The 22575-nt window shown below is 64.4% G+C and carries 3 protein-coding genes; all 3 read left to right on the forward strand.

Features of this window, described 5'->3' with window-relative positions; translation table 11 throughout:
* Position 1 precedes the first annotated feature (1 nt).
* The 3 genes from AD666_RS22305 to AD666_RS22315 all read left to right on the forward strand — a co-directional run bounded on the left by AD666_RS22305 (position 2) and on the right by AD666_RS22315 (position 22548).
* The gene (locus AD666_RS22305; RefSeq protein ID WP_053156910.1) at positions 2-13582 is read left to right on the forward strand and encodes a non-ribosomal peptide synthetase; all 13581 of its coding nucleotides are present in this window, start codon (positions 2-4) and stop codon (positions 13580-13582) included.
* A gap of 336 nt (positions 13583-13918) precedes the next feature.
* Positions 13919-15181 (forward strand): glycosyltransferase, encoded by a 1263-nt coding sequence (locus AD666_RS22310; protein WP_053156913.1) that lies wholly within the window; start codon positions 13919-13921, stop codon positions 15179-15181.
* Positions 15182-15273: 92 nt separating this feature from the next.
* Positions 15274-22548 (forward strand): non-ribosomal peptide synthetase, encoded by a 7275-nt coding sequence (locus AD666_RS22315; RefSeq protein ID WP_053156916.1) that lies wholly within the window; start codon positions 15274-15276, stop codon positions 22546-22548.
* The last annotated feature ends 27 nt before the right edge of the window (positions 22549-22575 follow it).

Raw genomic sequence — 22575 nt, forward strand, 5'->3', positions numbered from 1 at the left:
ATTGAACGAACATAACGATAGTCTCGACCAGTTGAAACGTGCCGCGCTCCTGCGTCTGCTCAAGCAACGCGGCGCCACACGGGTCATCGAAACGCCCCAGGACGACATCGCCCCCACGGACCGCGAGGGTCCGCTGGCGCTGTCCTTCGCCCAGCAACGGCTCTGGTTTCTCGATCAACTGGACCCGACGGCCAGCGCCGCCTATCACATACCCGCCTCCCTGGTACTGCGCGGCACCCTCGACCGGAGCGCGCTCAAGGCGGCCCTCGACCGTCTCGTGGCGCGGCATGAAAGCCTGCGCACCACCTTCCGTCGCGAGGGTGAGCACCCGGTGCAAGTCATAGCCGCGGCCGATTGCGGCTTCCACCTGGAAGAACATGACCTGCGCCACCTGCCCGTGGAACAGGCCGGGCATGAAGCACAGCGCCTGGCCGACAGCGAGGCGGCACGGCCATTCGACCTGCTGCATGGCCCCCTGATCCGCGGCAGCCTGTTGCGCCTGGCCGACGATGAGCACCGGTTGCTGATCACCCAGCACCACATCATCTCTGACGGCTGGTCCATCGGCCTGCTGGTCAAGGAATTCGCCGCGCTCTATGAAGCCTTCAGCAATGGGCAGGACGATCCGCTGCCACCGCTTGACCTGCAATATGCCGATTACGCCGCCTGGCAACGTCGCCATCTGGAAGGCGAGCGGCTCGAACAACAGGTGGAATTCTGGCGTGCCCAACTGGCAGGCGCCCCGGCCCTGCTGTCGCTGCCGACCGATCGGCCGCGCCCGGCGGTCCAGAGCTACCGGGGCGAAACCCTGGCATTCGACCTGTCTGCATCACTGTCCAGCGCTATCGTCCGGTTCGCCCAATCCCGCGCCGCGACCCCGTTCATGACCCTGATGGCTGCCTGGGCGATCTTGCTGGCGCGTGTGAGCGGCCAGCAGGATCTGGTGATCGGCACCGTCGCCGCCAACCGTGACCGCCAGGATGTGCAGTCGCTGATCGGCTTCTTCGTCAACACCCTGGCCCTGCGCATTCGCCTGGACGCCAACCCGACCCTCGACCAGGTGCTGCAACAGGTCAAGCAATTGATGCTGGATGCCTCCAGCCGCCAGGACACGCCGTTCGAACTGGTGGTCGAGGCCCTCAAGCCGCCGCGCAGCGCCAGCTACAGCCCGGTGTTCCAGACCATGCTCTACACCAACGCCGGGGGAGCCGGCGGCCAGTTGCACCTGCCGGGCCTGGACCTGGAGTTCCTGCCGTCGCGCAAGGACAACACCCAACACGATCTATCCCTGCACATCGACGAAGGCGGCCCTGGCCTGTCGTGCAGCCTGTCGTATTCCACCGCGCTGTTCGATGCCTCCACCGTCGAACGCCTGGCGGCGCGTTTCGAACGCCTGCTGCGCTGCTTCACCGAAGCACCGGACACCCGCATCGGCGCATTGGAACTGGACCCGGCGCTGGCCTTGCCGCCCGTCACCGCATTGAAGCCTGTGCCGCAGCCCATGCCACTGTCCTACCACCAGGAACGGCTCTGGTTCGTCGACACCTTCGAAACCGGTTACCTATACGACGCCAACCCGGTCTACCACAACATTCCGTTGCTGCTGGAGCTGACAGGCGAGCTCAATCAATCGGCCTTGCAGACCGCTCTCGACGGCCTACTGGCCCGTCATGAGATCCTGCGCTGTCGGGTGTCGAGCGATGACGGCGCCACGGCCTGGCAACGTTTCGACACCCAGGCTCGCCTGGCTCTGGAAGTGATCCAGGATACGTCGAGCGAGCCGGCAACCCGAGCCCTGGCCGAGACACGGCGGCCCTTGACCATGGACGCGCTGGTACGCGCCACACTGGTGCGAGCCGATGAGCGCCACGCCGCCCTGGCGATTGCGGTGCATCACTTGCTGGCCGACCGTACCTCGATGCAGTTGCTCAAGCGTGACCTGCTGGCCCTCTACGAAGCCGCCTGCGCCGAACGCAGTGCCGAGTTGCCGGCGTTGCCGCTGGGCTACGCCGATTTCGCCGCCTGGCAACGCCAACTGCCTGCCGCAGTGCTGGAAAACCTGCGGGCCTATTGGACCTATCAGTTACGCGGCAAACTGCAAGCCTTGGAGCTGCCCCTCAACCGTCCACGGATGGCCGTGCATGTGTTCGCCGAAGCGACTCACGACTTCAGGATCGAACCGGCGCTGGCACGCCGTCTCGAAGCCCTGGCCCGGGACGTCGGCGTGAGCGCCGACAGTCTCGCCCTGAGTGCCTTCACCGCCCTGCTGCGCCGTTACGCCGGGCACGACGAACTGGTGATCGGCACCACGGCGGCCTGCCGTGAACCGGCCTTGGATGACGTCGTCGGTCCGCTGGACAACCTGCTGGTCATGCGCGGCTTCTGCGCTGGCGACACCACCCTGCAACAGCTCTGGGAACAGACCGCCGACAACCTGACCCAGGGCCTGCGCCATCGCCATATGCAGTTCGACCAGTTGGTGCTGGCTCTCAATCCAGCCAAGGACATGAGCCGCACCGCGCTGTTCGATGTGCTGTTCAACTTCCAGCGCAGCAGCGACACCCAGCCTCCGGTCGCCGGGCTGGCGATCAACACGCTGGAAACCAACCTGGGTTACGGCAAGAATGACCTGCACCTGCTGGTGTCGGCCGGTGAACAGCATTGGTCCGGGCACCTGGTCTACAACGCCGAATTCTTCGATGCCGGCTTCATCCAGCAACTGATGCGTCATTACGTGCGCCTGCTGCAAGCCTTTGTCGAAGATGCTCACCAGCGCGTCGATGACGTCCAACTGCTGGACGCGACCGAGCGCCAGCGGCAGATCATCGATTTCAACGACAGCGAAGCGGCCTGGCCCGACACCCTGACGTTGCAACAGATATTCGAGGAGCAGGCCCGCCAGGCGCCTGACCGCATTGCCGTCAACCTCGGCCAGGAGCAACTGAGCTATCGCCAGCTCAACGAACAGGCCAACCGCCTCGCGCACCGTTTGCGCGCCGCAGGGGTGCGTCCTCAGGAACTGGTGGCCATCACTCTCGAGCGCTCGATGCAGATGATCGTCGCCACCCTGGCGGTGCTCAAGGCCGGCGGCGCCTATGTGCCCATCGACCCGGCCTCGCCCCAGGAGCGCATCGCCTATGTGCTGCGCGACTGCGGCGCACGCAAGGCCATCGCGCGCCCGGGCATGGCCCCGGCGTTGCAGGCACTGGATATCGAGGTCTTCGATCCGACCCTCGGCAACGTTGACGCCAGCATCGTCAACCCACCCAACGTCAACGCCCCGGACCACCTCTGCTATGTGATCTACACCTCCGGTTCCACCGGTGAACCCAAGGGTGCGCTGCTCGAACACCGCAACGTGGTGCGACTGCTGCACAACAGCCGGCCGGATTTCCAGTTCGGTGCCGACGACGTCTGGTCGCTGTTCCACTCTAACGCCTTCGACTTCTCGGTCTGGGAGATCTTCGGTGCGCTGCTCTTCGGTGCACGCCTGACCCTGGTTCCCGACGCTCTGCGCCGTGATCCGACAGCCTTGCTGGGTTTCTTTGAACGCGAACAGGTGACGGTGCTGAACCAGACCCCATCGGCGTTCCATCAGCTCAGCGCCGCCGCCCTGGCGACACCGGATGTGCGCCTGGAACGGCTGCGGTACGTGATCTTCGGTGGCGAAAGCCTGGAGCTGGGCAAGCTCGACGCCTTCCATCGCGCCTTCGGCCATGTGGTGCTGGTGAACATGTACGGCATCACCGAAACCTGTGTCCACGTCACCTACAAGGCCATCGACGCAGCGGACATCGCCGCCGGCATTTCCAACGTCGGCCGGCCGATTCCCACCACCGTGGCCTATGTGCTCGATGCTCGCCAGCGCCTGCTGCCGGTGGGTGTGGCCGGGGAGATTTGCGTCGGCGGGCTGGGGGTCGGCCGTGGCTACCTGAACCGTCCGGCACTGACCGCCGAACGCTTCATTGCCGACCCGTTCCGTCCCGGCGAGCGCTTGTATCGCTCCGGCGACCTGGGCAAATTGCTGGACAACGGCGAGATCGTGCACCTGGGCCGTATGGACGCCCAAGTGAAGATCCGCGGCTTCCGCATCGAGCTGGGTGAGATCGAAGCCAAACTGCTGGCGTGCGAAGGTGTGCGTGAAGCGCGGGTGCTGACCCGCGATGACGCCAGCCAGGGCAAGCGCCTGATTGCCTACCTCATTCCTCGCCCGGGCGTCGTCCTGGAAGTGGCGGCCCTGCGCAAACAATTGGGCGCCACCCTGCCCGACTACATGATCCCGATGGCCTTCGTCAGCCTTCACGCGTATCCGCTGACGGCCAACGGCAAACTGGATCAGGATGCCCTGCCCGCACCGGACCTGGATGCCATGTCCGAGCGCGGCTATGTCGCTCCCGAAGGCGCCACCGAAATCGCCCTGGCACAGATCTACCAGGAGTTGTTGGGTCTTGAGCGCGTCGGCCGCCGCGACAGTTTCTTCGAGCTGGGCGGGCATTCGCTGCTGGCGGCGCAATTGGTTTCCCGGGTGCGTCAGCAGTTGGGCGGTGACCTGATGCTGCGCGAGCTGTTCAGCCATCCCACCGTGGAGGAACTGGCGCGGGTCGTGGGCAACCTGCATGTCGCCGAGACCGACATCATCGGTCTGGCCGACCGTAACAAACCGCTGGCGCTGTCTTTCGCCCAGCAACGGCTGTGGTTCCTCGACCAGCTCGACACCGGCGCGGGCAGCGCTTATCACATGCCGGCGGCATTGCTGCTGCGGGGCGACCTCGACCGTGTCGCTCTCAAGGCGGCGCTGGATCGCCTGGTGGCGCGGCACGAAAGCCTGCGCACCACCTTCGAGCGCCGTGGCGAACAGCCTGTGCAGATCATTGCCCCGGCAGACTGCGGCTTCGTACTGGCCGAACAGGATTTGCGGTCGCTGCCCTACGAGCAGGCCAGCCTCAGCGCGTCGCGCATCGGCAACAGCGAGGCCCTGGCCCCGTTCGACCTCAGCCGGGGCCCACTGATTCGCGGCCGCCTGCTGCGCCTGTCCGATGACGAACACATCCTGCTGATCACCCAGCACCACATCATCTCCGACGGCTGGTCGGTCGGCGTCCTGGTCAGGGAACTGGCCGCCCTTTATCGGGCGTTCAGCCAGCAGCAGCCCGATCCCCTGCCGGCGCTGCCGATCCAATACGCCGATTACGCGGCCTGGCAGCACCAGGCCCTCAAGGGCGAGCGTCTCGACCGCCAGGCCGACTTCTGGCGTGAGCACCTCAAGGGGGCGCCGGCGCTATTGTCCTTGCCAACCGACCGTCCACGTCCGGCGACGCAAAGCTACCGGGGTGGCGACGTTCCGGTGGAGATCCCTGCAGCGTTGCGCGAACGCCTGGAGCGCTTCTGCCAGGCCCACAATGTCACCCTGTTCATGGCGCTGCTCAGCGCCTGGTCGGTGCTCATGGCCCGTCTGGGCAACGAGCGCGACGTGGTCATCGGCGTGCCGACGGCCAACCGCAGCCGCACCGAGACAGAGAACCTGATCGGCTTCTTCGTCAACACCCTGGCCCTGCGGGTCGACCTGACGCAGGACCCGAGCGTAGTCCAACTGCTGGAACAGGTCCGGCAGACCACCCTGGCTGCTCACGAACATCAGGACATTCCGTTCGAGCAAGTCATCGAAGCCGTGCAGCCGCCCCGTTCCCTGAGCCATAACCCGCTCTGCCAGGTGGCCCTGTCCCTGGACAACACCCCTGGCGGCGGCGAGTTGAGCCTGCCCGGCCTGACCCTGGCACCAGTGGCCCAGGCTCATGAAACCTCGCAATTCGACCTGATGCTGACACTGGGCAACGACGGCGGCACGCTGGCCGGGGTGATCGAATACGCCAGCGACCTCTTCGATCGCGCCACCGTGGAGCGCTTCGCCCAGCATTTCCTGACGCTGCTGCAAGCCATGGTGGCGGATGCCGAACAATCGGTGCTGAGCTTGCCCTTGCTCACTCCTGCGCAGTGTCTGGCGTCGCCGGCGGCACTGGCACCCAAGGCGGTATTCAAGCCCGAACGCCTGGTTCATCAGCGCTTCGAACAAATCGCCGCGGCCCACCCCCAGCGCACGGCCCTGGTCTTCGACGAAACGGAGCTGAGCTACCAGGCCCTCAACCGTCGGGCCAACCGCATCGCCCGGACGCTGATCGCCGAAGGCGTAAGACCCGATGACCGGGTGGCAATCCTGGCCCGTCGCGGCGTGGAAATGGTCTGCGCCGTGTTGGCGGTGCTCAAGGCGGGCGCGGCCTACGTACCGCTGGACCCGGCCTACCCTGCCGAACGCCTCGGCTACTTGCTGGACGATAGTGCCCCGGTGGCCCTGCTGGCCCAGCCCGCCTGCCTCGACGCCCTGCCCGAACACCAAGTCCCGGTGGTGAGCCTGGAGGACTACACCGCGGCCGATGACCTCGACGATGCCCTGGACCTGGATCCGCAAGCCGACGCCCTTGGCCTGACCTCCCGGCACCTGGCCTACGTCATCTACACCTCGGGTTCCACCGGGCTGCCCAAAGGCGTGTTGGTAGAGCATGGCAACGTCGCCCGGCTGTTCGACGCCACCGCCGAGCTGTTCAGCTTCGGCAGCGACGACGTGTGGACGCTGTTCCATTCCTTTGCGTTCGATTTCTCGGTCTGGGAGATCTGGGGCGCGCTGACCTACGGCGGCAAGTTGGTGGTGGTGCCCAGCGACATCGCCCGTTCGCCGGATGACTTCTATGCGTTGGTCTGCCAGCAGCAGGTCACCGTGCTGAATCAGACGCCGAGCGCCTTCCGCCAGCTCATCGAGGCCCGTGAGCGCAGCGACCGGGAGCACGGCCTGCGGGAGGTGATTTTCGGTGGCGAAGCCCTGGATTTCCGCAGCCTGCGCCCCTGGACGGCCCGCACGCCGCTGTCCCGGACCCGCCTGGTCAACATGTACGGGATCACTGAGATCACCGTGCACGCCACGTATTACCCGGTCAGCCAACAGGAAATCGATACCGGCGCGCCAAGCCTGATCGGACCGCCACTGCCGGACTTGTGCCTGCGTATTCTCGATGACCACGGGCAACCGGTGCCGGTAGGCGTCAATGGCGAGATCTACATCGGCGGCGCCGGTGTGGCCCGGCATTACCTCAATCGCGACGAGCTCAATACCGAGCGGTTCATCCAGGATCCGTTCGCCGTCGAGCCGGGCGCGCGCCTGTATCGCACCGGCGATATTGCCCGTTATCGCGCCGACGGTGGCGTGGTGTACGTGGGTCGTAACGACTCGCAGATCAAGATCCGCGGTTTCCGCATCGAGCTGGGGGAAATCGAAGCCCAATTGCTGGCCTGTGCCGAAGTCCGCGAGGCGCTGGTGATCGTCCGCGAAGACTCGCCGGGCGACAAGCGCCTGGTGGCGTACCTGATTGCCCATGAAGGCGTCATCCCCGAGTCGTCGGCCCTGCGCAGCCAATTGGCGAGCGTGCTGGCCGAGCATATGCTGCCCAGCGCCTTCGTGACCCTGGCCGCCTGGCCGCTGACCACCAACGGCAAACTGGATCGCAACGCCTTGCCGGCGCCTGATGCGTCCGCCACCGCAAGCCACCACTACGAGGCCCCGCTGGGAGCCGTCGAGATGACACTGGCGAATGCCTGGCAGGAGTTGCTGGGGGTTGAACGGGTCGGTCGCCAGGACCATTTCTTCGAACTGGGCGGCCACTCGTTCCTGGTCATCAGTCTGATCGAGCGCCTGCGCCAGGCCGGCCTGCAACTGGACGTGCGCACGGTATTCTCCGCCCCGACACTCAAGGCCATGGCCGCCGTGCTCGCCGGCGGCGATAGCGCCCAGCGGGTCGTCCCGGCGAACCTGATTCCCGCAGACTGCACGGCCATCGAGCCGCAGATGCTGCCGCTGGTGACCCTCAGCCAGCAGGAAATCGAGCAGATCGTCGCCGATGTCCCAGGTGGCGCCAGCAATGTACAGGACATCTACCCGCTGTCGTCGTTGCAGGAAGGCATCCTGTTCCACCACCTCTTGCAGTCCGAAGGCGACGCCTACCTGATGCGCACCGTGGTGACCTTCAAGCGTCGCCAGTTGCTCGATGACTTCCTGGCCGCCGTGCAGGTGGTGATCGATCGCCACGATATCCTGCGCACGGCCCTGCGCTGGCAGGGGCTGCCGCAGCCGGTGCAGGTGGTCCATCGCCAGGCGCAATTACCCGTGGTGACCCTGGAGTGCTTGCCTGGCGAAGATGCCTTGCAGATCTTGCGTGACCATACGGACACCCATCACCTGCGACTCGATCTGCAACGGGCACCGCTGATCGCGGCCTACATCATCCATGACGCGCCTCGGGAACAGTGGTTGCTGGCACTGCTCGACCATCACCTGGTCAGCGATAACGTGACCCTGCGCCTGATCATGCTGGAGATCCAGGCGGTCCTGGCCGGCCAGGCCGACAGCCTGCCGCCGTCCCAGCCTTACCGTAATTTCATTGCCCAGGCCGCCAGCGTGTCCCAGGCGGAGCATGAGGCCTACTTCCGCCGCCTGCTGGCCGACGTCGACTCCACCACCGCGCCCTACGGTGTGCTGGACGTACGGGGCAACGGCGCCGGGATCAAGCGTGCGGTCCAACACCTGGGCGACGAACTCAGTGCCCGGGTGCATCGTACCGCGCGCCAGCAAGGGGTACCGACGTCGGTGCTGTTCCATGCCGCCTGGGGCCTGGTGGTGGCCGCGACCAGTGGCCGCGACGACGGAATTTTCGGTACGGTGCTGTCGGGCCGTTCCCAAGGCACCGCCGGTGCCGACCACGCCCTGGGGATGTTCATCAATACCCTGCCGATGCGCATTCGCTTGCAGCAGAACACCATTCGCGACATTGTCCAGGATGCCTACCAGCAACTCAGTGAACTGCTGACCCACGAACAGGCCTCCCTGGCCCTGGCTCAGCGTTGCAGCGCGGTGGACGCCTCGCTGCCGCTGTTCACGGTGATCCTCAACTGCCGGCATGGCGACCTGGTGAATGCATCCGGGGAAAACGTCGAGGACATGGGCGAGCATGAAGGCATGCACTTCATCGCGTCGGAAACCCGGACCAACTACCCGATCGAAATTGCCGTGGCGAACGTGGGCAACGGGTTTTCCCTGACCGCCCAGTCCATTACCGGCATCGACCCACAACGCATTGCCGCCTACCTCGACCAGGCCGTGGCTGCCCTGGTGGAGGCCCTGGAGCAGGCGCCGGAACGCCTCGCCAGCAGCCTGGAAGTGCTGCCCGACGCCGAACGGCAATTGCTGCTCAAGGACTTCAACCGCACCGCCACGGATTTCGGACCGGCCCAGCCGATCCATGCCCTGTTCGAAACCCAGGTGCAGCTCAACCCCGACGCCGTCGCCCTGGTTTGCGAAGACCGTCAGTTGAGCTATCGCCAGCTCAATCGTCGCGCCAACCACCTGGCCCGCCAGTTGCTCGACCTGGGCGTGCAGCCCGACCAACGCATCGCCCTTTGCGTCGAGCGCAGTCTGGAGATGATCGTCGGCCTGCTCGGCGTGCTCAAGGCCGGCGCGGCCTACGTACCCATCGACCCGGCCCACCCCACCGACCGCATGGCCTTCATGCTCCAGGACAGCCAGCCGCAGGCATTGCTGACCCAATCAGCGCTGTCCCTGCCAGCCGGCGATCTGCCGCTGTTGCTGCTCGACACCGACGCCTCCTTGCAGGCGGCGGACGATGCCGCGTTCGACGCCAACCCGCAGGTACCTGGGCTGACGCCGGAACACCTGGCCTACGTGATCTACACCTCCGGCTCCACCGGCCAGTCCAAGGGCGTGATGGTCGAGCACCGTTCGGTGTTCAACTTCTGGCAGGTGATGACCCGTACTACCCACCGGCATTGCCCGACCCCGGCCACCGTGGCCCTCAATGCCGGCTTCTTCTTCGACATGTCGATCAAGGGCATCGCCCAGCTGTTCTCCGGCCATCGCCTGGTGATCATCCCGCAACTGATCCGCGCCAGCGGCCAAGAATTGTTGGACTTCCTCGAACAGCACCAGGTCCATGCCTTCGACTCCACCCCGTCGCAGCTCGACACCCTGCTCGCCGCCGGCCTGCTGGAGCGCCAGCGCTACCAGCCGGTCAGCGTGCTGCTCGGTGGCGAAGCGATCAATGCCGCGACCTGGGAGAAGCTGCGCAACTGCCAGACCATCCGTTTCTACAACATGTACGGCCCCACCGAATGCACGGTGGACGCGACCATCGACCTGATCCGCGACCTTGGCGAGCGCCCAAGCATCGGCCGGCCGTTTGCCAACGTGCAGGTTCATGTGCTGGATGCGCGGGGTGAACCGGCGCCGCTGGGCGTGGCCGGGGAAATCCACATCGGCGGTGTCGGCGTGGCCCGGGGTTACCTGAACCGACCGGAACTGAGCGCCGAACGTTTCATTGCCGACCCGTTCAGCAGTGACCCGAATGCACGCCTGTACAAGACCGGCGACCTGGGTCGCTGGCTGGCCGACGGCACGCTGGAGTACCTGGGCCGCAATGACTTCCAGGTGAAGATCCGTGGCTTCCGTATCGAATTGGGTGAGATCGAAAGCGCCCTGCTGGCCTGTCCGGGGATCCGGGAAGCCGTGGTCATCGCCCGCGAAGACAGCCAGGGCGATTCGGAGAACAAACGCCTGGTGGCCTATGTCTGCGGCGAGCCGGTCCCGGCCGAGCAACTGCGCAGTGCCTTGTTGAACGGATTGCCCGAGTACATGGTACCCAGCGCCTTCGTTCACCTGGACCGCCTGCCCCTGACCGCCAATGGCAAGCTCGACCGCCGCGCATTACCGGAACCGGGCCAGGATGCGCTCGCCAGCAAGGCCTACGAGGCGCCGCAGGGCGACACCGAGGTCGCCATTGCCGAAATCTGGAAAGGCTTGTTGCACCTGGACCAAGTCGGCCGTCATGACGGTTTCCTCGAACTGGGCGGGCACTCGCTGCTGGCTGTACAGCTGCTCTCGCGGCTGCGACGCAAGCTCGGCGCGCGGGTCACCCTGCGCGAGCTGTTCGACGCACCGACCGTGCGCGGCCTCGCCGCGCTGGTCCAAGCCGCGTCGCCCACCGAGGCGGCATCGATTCCCCTGGCCAATCGCTCGGGACGACTGCCCTTGTCCTTCTCCCAGCAACGGTTGTGGTTCCTCGACCACCTGGACCACGCGGCCGGCGCCGCCTACCACTTGCCATTGGCCTTGCGCCTGAAGGGGCCGCTGGACAAGACCGCCCTGCAGGCAACCCTCGATCGCCTGGTGGCGCGCCATGAAACCCTGCGTACCCGCTTCGAGCTTGTGGACGGCGAACCGGTGCAGAAAATCGCCCCGGCCGACTACCGCTTCCCGCTGGAACACCAGGACCTGCGCCAGATGTTCGCCGACGAACGCAGCGCCACGCTGGAACGCCTCGGCCAGGCCAACGCAACGCAGCTGTTCGATTTGAGCCGGGGTCCGCTGATGCGCGGTCATCTGGTGCAGTTGGCGGACGAAGAGCATGTGTTGTTCATGACGTTGCACCACATCGTCTCCGATGGCTGGTCCAACAGCGTACTCGCCCGTGAAGTCAGCGTGCTCTACAGCGCCTTCGCCCAAGGCGAGAAAGACCCGCTGCCACCGTTGGCGCTGCAATATGTGGACTACGCCGCCTGGCAGCGCAAGTCCCTGGAAGGCCCGGCGCTGCAAGCCCAGATCGACTTCTGGCGTCAGCATCTGGAGGGCGCCCCGGCCCTGCTGAACCTGCCGCTGGATCGCCCGCGCCCGGCGATACAAAGCTATGCCGGCGGGATCGTCGATTGTGTCTTCACCCCGTCCCTGAGCGCCGACCTGCGCGCATTCAGCCAGGCCCAGGGCACCACGTTGTTCATGGTGCTGTTGGCCGGCTGGTCGGTGTTGATGAGCCACCTGAGCGGACAGCACGATGTAGTGGTCGGTACGCCAGTGGCCAACCGTCAACGTCCGGAGCTGGAGGCCTTGATCGGTTTCTTCGCCAACACCCTGGCGTTGCGGGTCGACACCGGTCGCGACAGCCGCATCGAAACGCTGCTGGAGCGGATCAAGCATCTGACCCTGGCGGCATACAACCATCAGGACTTGCCCTTCGAGCAGGTGGTCAGCGCCTTGCAGCCGACCCGCAGCATGAGCCATAGCCCGTTGTTCCAAGTGATGTTGAGCCTGGACAATACGCCACCCTCACCGCTGCAATTACCGGGGCTGGAGGTACAGACCCTGGAAAGCCCCCACAACACCACGCAGTTCGATCTGTCGCTATCGCTGGTCGACAACGGCGAGCGCATCAGCGGCAGCCTGCAATACGCCAACGACCTCTTTGACACGGTGACCGTGCAAAACATTGCCCGACTGTTCGCCACGGTCCTGGAAAACCTGGTGGCCGACCCACAACAGTCTGTCGGACAGTTGTTGGAAAACACCCCGCCGCTGGTGCGCTCGGCCAACGCCGTGACGCAACCGGTCGATACCGCGGACACGGTCGAGGCCTTGCCGTACGAAGCGCCGCAGGGCGATACCGAACTCGCCATCGCTGCACTTTGGCAAGACTTGTTCAAACGGGAGCGAATCAGCCGACACGACGATTTCTTCAGTCTTGGCGGGATTTCGTTGATGGCCGTCCAGATGGCCTCGCGGCTGCGCAAAGTGCTGGGTAAACCCATTGCCGTGCGCGACCTGTTCGTCGAGCCTACCATCGCCGGTTTTGCCAGGACCCTCGACGGTCAAACCCGACCGGGCGCCCACGGCAACCTGGTACCGATCCGTCGTACCGGTTCCCAGCGGCCGCTGTTCCTCGTTCACCCCCTGGGCGGCGAAGTGCAATACGCCCGGGACCTGGCAACGGCGCTGGATCCCCAGACGCCCGTCTACGGTCTGGCCGCCAGCGGCCTGGTGGCCGGCGAGGCGCCGCTGTCGGACGTCGCGGCCATGGCGACGCGTTACCTGTCGGCCATCCGCCAGGTACAGCCGCAAGGACCGTACCGGATCGCCGGTTGGTCGGCCGGTGGCCTGATCGCCTATGAAATGGCCCGTCAGCTCCAGGCCAGTGGTGAAGCCTTGGAGTTCCTCGGCATCATCGATGCTTCGGCACGCCCTGATCCGGTATCGACCCCGGCGGTGAGCGAGGCGCAGTTTCTGATGGCCTGGCTCCCCGAGCAGATCGATCCGGACCTATCCCGGCAACTGACGGAGATGGCCCGGGACTCCGCCATCGAGGCAATGCTGGCGCTGTGCACGGCCCATCGCCTGCTGCCGGAGGAACTGCCTCATGACATCGACGCGGGCCTGCTGCGCACGCACCTGGCGGTGGCCTATGCCACACGACAAGCCATCGGCGCCTATGTCAGCCCACCGAGCCCACTCAAGGTGTCGCTGTTCACGGCCAGCGAACAGCAGCGCAGCGACCCGACTCTGGGCTGGCGCGCACTGCTCCAGGATCGGGTGAGCGTGACGGCCCTTCCCGGAACGCACAATACCGTGGTCAAGGCCCCCCATGTCGCCCGGCTGGGCGAGGCGATCAACCAGGAGCTGAGAACCGCCATGGCGTCATGAACCCACTGTCTCTGGGTGGAAGCGAAGCTTGCTCGCGGTCGTGGAAAGGCAGTCGGCGCAGAAGCGACTGTCCGGACGTCATCGCGAGCAGGCTCGCTCCCACAAGGATCAGTGGCGAACACAATCATCATGAACTCCAGGAAAACTGTGGGAGCGGGCCTGCTCGCGATAAAGCCCCAGATAGAGGGCGGGCCAGGTGTCCCTGTTTTCCGCCACAGACTTTTCCCACCCGGCACGGCTTAATACCTCCCTGGAAGCTGAATCGTTTTAGTGGATGGAGTCCACGGGCGATAGCCGGTTCATCACTCACCGCACGATCACTCTGGAGGGAACCTTATGCATGTGATCATTACGGCTGTCGGCTCAGCCGGCGATGTTCATCCTTTCGTTGGCATCGGTCGCACGCTCGCAGCCAGGGGGCACCGGATAACGTTTTGCGCCAGTGCCGCGTTCGCCCCGTTGATAGAGCGTTGTGGCTTCGAATTCCTGCCCCTGGGCACCCGCGAAGAGTATGACGAAGTCATGGCCGATCCCGCGCTATGGCATCCACGGACATCCCTTCCAACGCTATGGAAAACCATCGCCAGTACCCTGCACGAACAATACCGGCTGCTGGAACAGGCGTGTGATGATCAGACCGTCCTGCTGGGGTCCCTGTGGGCATTTTCTGCCCGGCTGCTACAGGAAAAAACCGGTATCCCACTGGTCACCGCACAGGTCTCGCCGTTCGGTTTCTGGTCCGCCGCCGCGCCCTCCACCCATCCACCGGGAACGAACCTGCCGGCGTTCGTGCCCTATCCGGTGAAACGGCTGCTGCTGGGGGTCATAGAACGCGCTTTCCTCGATCGGGTCATGGCGCCAGAGCTCAACAGCTTCCGCCGCGAACTGGGATTGCCGCCCATCAAACGCATTATCAGCCAATGGATTTCGTCCCCGGATCGGGTGCTGGGATTGTTTCCGGAGTGGTTCGCCCCCGTACAGCATGACTGGCCCGCCCAGACCGTGCTGACCGGCTTCCCGCTGTTCGATGAGTCGGGCTTCCAACCGATCGATACCGAACTGGACGACTTCCTGAACGAAACCTCGCCGGTGGTGTTTACCCCCGGCTCGACCATGGTCAACAGCGAGCAGTATTTCACGGCTGCCGTCCAGGCCTTGAAGTTGATCAATCGGCGTGGTGTGTTCCTGACCAGCCAACCCGTCGACCCGACGGTGTCCACCGAAGGCCGGATCCTGGTGCGCCGCTATGTGCCGATGAGTCGCATCCTGCCCCGGAGTTCGGCGCTGGTGCACCACGGAGGCGTCGGGACCACCGCCCTGGCGATGGCGGCTGGTGTGCCGCAGATCGCCACGCCATTTGCCCATGACCAATTCGACAACGCCGCACGAATGGAACGGTTGGGCTGCGGTGTGCGGGTGTTCCCGCCCGCCTCCGCCGAATCGTTGGCCACGGCACTGGACAACGTCCTGAACAGCCAGGAAATACGTGCCCATTGCGATCGCTATCGCGCGCTGATCCCGGACGGCGAGAGTGCCCGTGAAGCGGCGGCGTTGCAGATCGAAGCACTCGCCCGCACGGCCAGGCACCGTGCAGCATAAGCCCGCAGCCACGCGGCGGGTGCATGGATGAATCAGTCACCGACGGGAAGCGGCCATCCGTTTGCCGTCGGGCTTTGAAAAGGACGACGGACATGGACGTGCTTTACCCCCTTACTGCCCCACAACTGGACATCTGGCTGGACCAGGTCCTGCACGGAGATAGCCCGCTCTACAACATTGGCGGCTATGCACGCATCAACGGAGCGGTCGATGTCTCGCGGATGCGACTGGCCGTCCAGCAAGTGGTCGACCGTCATGACGCGTTGCGCATCCAGCTGGTACCCGGCTCGCCTGACCATCCCCTGCCGCGACAGCGCTTCCTGGCGTCTGTGAATGTTCCGCTGGCTCTGCACGATGTATCCGGACAGGCCGACCCTGAAGCCAGCGCACTGGCCTTGCTGCAAACCAACCTGCAAGCGCCGTTTTCCTTCGACAGTGGATTGCTGTTTCGCGCGGCCCTGCTCAAGGTGCGGGAAGACCTCTACTATTTTTTCGTCAACTGTCACCACCTGATCATCGATGGCTGGTCCTTCGCCATGATCGGCCGTGCCATCAGCCAGGCCTATACCGCCCTTTCGGACCCGGCACAAACGCGGCTGCCGGCGCCCACCTACCAGGCGTATGTCGAGCAGCAATCCGACACCGACAAGCACTCGCCGTCGGTGCGTCGCCAGCGCCAATACTGGCTGGATAAGTACCGCACCCTACCCGAGCCACTGCTCGCACCCCGCTATCAAGGTCGATTCGCCCAGCGCGTGGCCCCCAGCCGCAACCACGCCTGGCGCTTGCCCCGAGCGCTGTACGACCGCCTTGGTGAGCAGGCCAGGGCACGCGGCCAGGGGACGGTTTTTCACGCCATGGTGGGCCTGCTGTACACCTACTTTGTCCGCGTGACCCTGCGCGATGAAATCGTGATCGGCCTGCCGATCCTCAATCGCGCCAACGCCACGCACAAAGCCACGGTCGGCCTGTTCGTCGGCATGAGTCCGGTGCGCCTGAGCCTGGGCACCGACTTGGGCTTCAGTGAATTGGTTGCCAGGATTGCCCTGACGCTCAAGCAGGATTACCGCCATCAACGCTACCCGTTGAGCGAGCTGAACCGCGAGTTGGGCCTGCAGAACCTGGGCCGGCGGCAGTTGTTCGACCTGGTGGTGTCCTACGAGCAGGACCAGGACACCCGGTACGGTTCGGCCCTTGCACAACCGGTCAAGCTCAGCAACGGCTATGAACAGATGCCCTTGGCGATGCACATTCGTGAAGCCGCCCCAGAGGACGACGTGTGGATGCATTTCATCTACAACGAAGCCTACTTCGATGCGGCGCAGATCGAGGCATTGCAACAACGTTTCATGAGCCTCCTGGACCGGGTGCTCGCTGATTTCGACGCGCCGGTCAAGACGCTCGATCTCATGCCACCCGCGGAGCGTGAACAGGTATTGACCGGGTGGAACAGTACCCGCGTCGACTATCCCAGGGACGTGCTGCTACATCAGTTGATCGAAGCGCGGGTGGCCACACATCCCGAAGCGATAGCCGTCCGGTTCGAAGACCGGACGCTGACCTATGAGGAACTGAACCAACAGGCCAACCGGCTGGCCCATGCCTTGATAGAGATGGGTGTCCGCCCCGACGCCCGGATCGCCATCTGCCTGGAACGGAGCCTGGAGATGGTGGTGGGCCTGCTGGGGATCCTCAAGGCGGGCGGTGCCTATGTGCCCCTGGACCCTGGTTACCCGGCCGATCGCCTGGAACACATGCTGAGGGATTGCACCCCCAGCGCATTGATCACCACCCGTGCGCAACTGGCGAACCTGCCCGCCGTGATATCGCCAGTGCTGTGTCTGGACAGCGATTCCGAACACATGGTTCGTCAACCGGCGCACAACCCTGACGCCAGCGCACTGGGATTGACGCCGCGGCACCTGGCCTACGTGATCTACACCTCCGGTTCTACCGGTATGCCCAAGGGTGTCATGAACCAGCATGACGGGGTGGTGAACCGATTGCTCTGGGCTCGCGATACCTATCAGGTCGATGAGCACAGTCGCATCCTGCAGAAAACGCCGTTCAGCTTCGACGTCTCCGTCTGGGAGTTCTTCCTGCCGCTGCTGAGCGGCGCGCAACTGGTCGTGGCCGCCCCCGGTGGACATCAGGATCCTCGCTATCTGATGGAGATCATGGCGAGCACCGGCATCACCCTGCTGCATTTCGTACCGTCGATGCTGCAGGTCTTCCTCGATCAGGTCGTGCCACAGCGCTTGCCCGCACTCAAGCAGGTGCTGTGCAGTGGCGAAGCGTTGCCCCCTGCGTTGCAGGAGCGCTTTTTCCACCACCTGCCGCAGGTACAGTTGCATAACCTCTATGGCCCTACCGAGGCGGCCATCGACGTAACGGCCTGGCAATGCCGCCCCGATGTGCACCCGGGTATCGTTCCCATCGGTCATCCCATTGCCAATACCCGGCTCTATGTCCTTGATGAGCACCTGCAGCCGTTGCCGCCGGGTACCGCCGGCGAACTTCACATCGGCGGCATCGGCGTGGCGCGAGGCTATTTGAACCGTCCGCAGCTGACGGCCGAACGGTTCATCCGCGACCCGTTCCAGGCCGCCCCCGAAGCCCGCCTGTACAAAACCGGTGATCTCGGTCGCTGGCTGCCCGATGGCTGCCTCGAATACCTCGGACGCAACGACTTCCAGGTGAAGATCCGTGGCCTGCGTATCGAGCTCGGCGAGATCGAAGCGCACCTGGCGGCCTGCGAAGGGGTCAAGGAAGTGGCAGTGATCGCCCGCCAGGCAGTTGACGGGGACGCGTTCCTCAGCGCTTATCTGGTGAGCGAGACCGGCAGCACCCTTTGCCCACAAAGTCTGCGCGAGGCCTTGCGCAGGCAGGTGCCTGACTACATGGTGCCCCGCCACCTGATCCAGCTCGAGCAATTGCCCTTGAACGCCAATGGCAAGCTGGACCGAAAGGCCTTGCCCGAACCGGGGCACACCTCTGGCAGCACCGATACGACGGCGCCTCGCAATCCATTGGAACAGACGCTGGCCGAACTCTGGGCAGACAACCTGAATCGACCCGCGCCGGGCATTCACGACAACTACTTCATGTTGGGCGGCGACTCCCTGAAAGTCATCCACTTGCAGATCCAGGCCCGTGAACAAGGGATCGGGCTGACGCTGGCACAGGTCTACCAGCACCCGACCATCGCAGAGCTGGCGCAAAGCCTCCAGGCGCCGAACCTCACGCCGACGTCGCTGCTGCCCTCGACGCACGTCGTGCCTTTCGCCCAGGTTCCAGAGGCGATCCGCCAGGCCAGCGAGGGTGAATTCGATGATGTGTTCGCGGCCTCGCAGTTGCAGGTCGGGATGATTTACCACTCGATGATGCACCCGGACTCGGCGATCTATCACGACATCTTCCGCTACCGCCTGCGCTTGCATTGGGATCCGGTGGCCTGGGAACGTGCCTGCGACGCCTTGATCCGCCGCCACCCGGCATTGCGCATGTCGTTCGATATCGGACATGCCGAGATTCCCATGGCCCGCGTGCACGCCAGGGTCGAATCGCCTGTGCAGGTCATCGATACCCTGTCGCTGAGCGCGCAGGCCCGTGCACAGGTCATCGACGCCTACGTGGAGGAACGCAAGCGTCACCGCGAGGACTGGCAGCGAGCGCCGCTGTATCAGTTCTGCGTGTTCGTGGCGGCGGAGGAAATCGACCTGGTGTTGAGCTTCCACCATGCGATTCTCGACGGCTGGAGCGTTGCGACGCTCATGCGCGACCTGGTCACCCTCTACACCTCGGCGCCGGACACAGAGCCATTGCCCCGGCTGAGTACCACGCCCGCCGATTTCATCGTCCTGGAACGACAGGCCATGGCGAATGACGACCACCGCCGTTTCTGGGGTGCCTACCTCAGCAATGCACCCGCCGCGTCCATGACCAGCTGGGTGCCGGCGGTTGCGCCGGATCCGACGCCTCATCGCTCGGCCTACCGGGAAATTCCCGCGGCTGAACTGGCACGACTCGAAGCGTTCTGCCGCGACCACGACCTGCCGCTGCGTGCGGTATTACTGGCCGCCCACGGTTTCGCGCAAGCCATTCTGTCCAACCATAAAGAGGTATTGTGCGGCGTCATCAGTCATGGCCGGCCTGAGTTCGAAGACGCGGCCTCGGTCCTGGGCCTGTTCCTCAACACCCTGCCCGTACGCTTCAGTGCGCGGGGTTCGAGTTGGCTGGAGGTGATCCGCGCAACGGCCGCCGAGGAGCGAAAGGTCTTTGCACATCGACGCTATCCATTCGCCCTGATCCATCGCGATACCGCTGTCGCCCTGAATGTCGTGTTCAACTACGTCGATTTCTATGTGCTCAAGGACATGGTGGCCCGGGACGCAGAGATCCTCGTCGAATGGCAGACCACCGAAGCCAGCAACTACGACCTGCTGACCACCCTGGGTCGCCATCCTGGCAATGGTTCGCTGATGTTGAAGATGGATTACTGCACGGCGCGCGTCGCCACGTGTCAGGCCGAGGCTTACGCCGATTATCTGCTGCGCACCCTTGACCTGATGATCGCCGAGCCCGACGCCCCGCCTCGCATACCGGCCTGGCTCCCCGACCTCGGGCCAACCAACCCTGTGCCAGCGCCGTTGCCTCGGCACAATCTATCGACACTGCTGGAGCACAGCCTGTCGCGCCATGGCGAGCAAACGGCCCTGAGCTTCAACCAGACCCGCCTGTCCTATCGCCAATTGCGTGACCGTTGCGCACAGCTGGCCGATTGGCTGTCCCGGCACGGTATCGGCCAAGGGGATCGGGTAGCCATCATGATGCCCCGCTCCCCCGAGCTGATCGTTGCCCTGCTCGGTGTGGTCCAGGCCGGCGCGGCCTATGTGCCGATCGATCTGAGCTACCCCCATGACCGTATCAGGCTGATCCTGGAAGACTCACAGCCAGGCCTGGTGTTGTTCGCCGATGCGTCGCAAGATCTCGCGGCACTCGCCGGCAAGACGGTGCAGCGCCATTGGGATAGCGTGACGGCGGAGTTCGACGACGACCTGGCGCGCTGCCATGAACGGGTTGCCCTCGTGGCCGACACCATCGCCGGTGAAGATAACGCTTACGTGCTCTACACGTCGGGCTCCACAGGACGCCCCAAGGGCGTGGCGATGCCCCACCGTGCGCTGACCAACATGATCGTTTGGCAGATTCGCCAGCAGCCCCAGCACACCCCGGCGGCCGCACCGCTGAAGACTCTGCAGTATTCGCCCATTTCGTTCGATGTATCGTTCCAGGAAATTTTCTCCACGGTGTGCTGCGGCGGGGAACTGGTCTTGATCGACGAAGGGCTGCGCTATGACTTCATCCGGCTGCTGAAGTTGATTCGTGAACAGGGCATCAATCGCCTTTTCCTGCCCTACGTTGCCTTTCAGGGGTTGGCCGAAGTGGCGCTGCAACTCGGTATTCGACCTGTTTCGCTGCGCCAGATCAATGTGGCCGGCGAACAACTGAAAATCACCGGTGAAATCCGCAACCTGATCGATAGCCTCGAAGATTGCCGGGTTGAAAACCATTATGGTCCCACCGAAGCCCACGTGGTCACGAGCCTGACACTCGAAGATGCCGCGGCGGCCTGGCCGAGCATGCCGCCCATCGGCACGCCCATCGAAGGGGTGCGCATGCATGTGCTGGACGCAGCGGGCGAGGCCTGCCCTGTGGGCGTCATGGGAGATCTTTATATCGAAGGCACCTGCCTGGCGAACGGTTACTGGAACCGTCCCGACCTGACTGACGAACGCTTCGTCTATCGCCAGCTGGAAGGCAAGGCCCGTCGCCTGTACGAAACCGGCGACGTAGGGTTCTATCTGCCTTCGGGCGATCTGGTCTATCAGGGCCGCAGCGACGCCCAGGTCAAGATCCGCGGCTATCGCGTCGAGCTGGGTGAAATCGAACTGGCCATCCTCGGCTCCACCCGGTTCGGCGCGGAGATTCAACAGGTGGCCGTCATCGACAAGCCAGCGGCGGACGGCAGCCGTTACCTGGTGGGCTTCATCCAGGCCATCCCGGGCCGTCAGCCGGACCTGGACCAACTCAAGGCCGAAATGCGCCTGGCGCTGCCCGACTACATGGTACCGACCACGCTGGCCGGCATCGTCCGGATCCCACTGGGCCCGACCGGCAAGATCGACCGTCGACGCTTGCAGGAAGTCGAGGTCGAGAACACCTCGATACGCCCCTTTACCGGCCCGAGGAATGTCACCGAGGACCTGCTGCAGGCCTATTGGCAGGAAACCCTGGACCTGGAGAACATCAGCGTCCACGACAACTTCTTCGAGCTGGGCGGCAACTCCCTCAAGGCCGTGCAACTGGTTGCCATGCTGACCCGGCACCAGGGCTTCGAACCGTCGCTCTCCGACTTCATCCAGGCACCGACCATCGCCGAGTTTGCCCAGGTGCTGCAACGGACCGAAGCCATGCCCCGGGACACCGGCGCGCTGGTGGATTTCAAGAACGCCAGCCAGGCACCTGCGCTGTTCCTGGTTCATCCCATCGGCGGCCATGTCTTGTGTTACGCCGCATTGGCCCGCGTTCTCAAAGACCAGGTCCATCTCTATGCCTTGCAGGCACCGGGGACCTGGGATGAACGCGGACCGCTGCAATCCGTGCAGGCCCAGGCGATCCATTATGCCGATGCCATCGAACAGGTCGCGCCACGAGGTCCCCTGAATATCGGTGGCTGGTCATATGGCGGCGTCGTTGCGTACGAGCTGGCAAGCGAGCTGCGCCGCCGTGGGCGACGCCTGCACAACGTGTTCCTGCTGGACACCATCGTGCGCATCAAGCAGGGCGAGGTGCAGATAGAACGCAGTGAATTCATGAACTGGTTCATGTGGGAGCTGCTCAGCGGCGACGGTCAGAAGGATTACGACTACCAGGCACTCGACTTCTCGTCCCTGGACGACCCGGATGCCTTCGATGCCATCAGGCAACACGGGATCGACCGTGGCCTGTTCGACGAAACCCTGACCCGGGCCACCCTGAACCAACTGTTCCAGGTCTTCCACGCCAACTGGCAATCCTTGCTGGACTACCGCTTCCCGCCGTTGGACCTGCCCATCACGTTGTTCGCTGCGGATGTCCAGCTACCCGATGTGCTGCAAGCCCCCCATGAATTGGTGGGGACCGCCTTCGCCGATCCCTACCGAGGCTGGCGTTCGATTGCGCCGCAGGTGCAGCGCATCGCCGTAGAGGGTGACCACCTGACGATGATGCGCGAACCGCACATCCGGCGAGTGGCCGAATTCATCAGATTACGCATGGACGCCGCACGGGCTGAGAACGCCAGCGCCAGGACGGCGTTCGTTTGAATCACCCCCCATTCGAAAAAAGGTGAA

Origin of the sequence: Pseudomonas sp. Pf153 (assembly GCF_001269775.1) — a bacterium.
Taxonomy (GTDB): Bacteria; Pseudomonadota; Gammaproteobacteria; order Pseudomonadales; family Pseudomonadaceae; genus Aquipseudomonas; species Aquipseudomonas uvaldensis.

Coding starts and splice junctions, on each gene's coding strand:
- AD666_RS22315 (WP_053156916.1), top strand. CDS start 15,274: ATGGACGTGCTTTACCCCCTTACTGCCCCACAACTGGACATCTGGCTG.
- AD666_RS22310 (WP_053156913.1), top strand. CDS start 13,919: ATGCATGTGATCATTACGGCTGTCGGCTCAGCCGGCGATGTTCATCCT.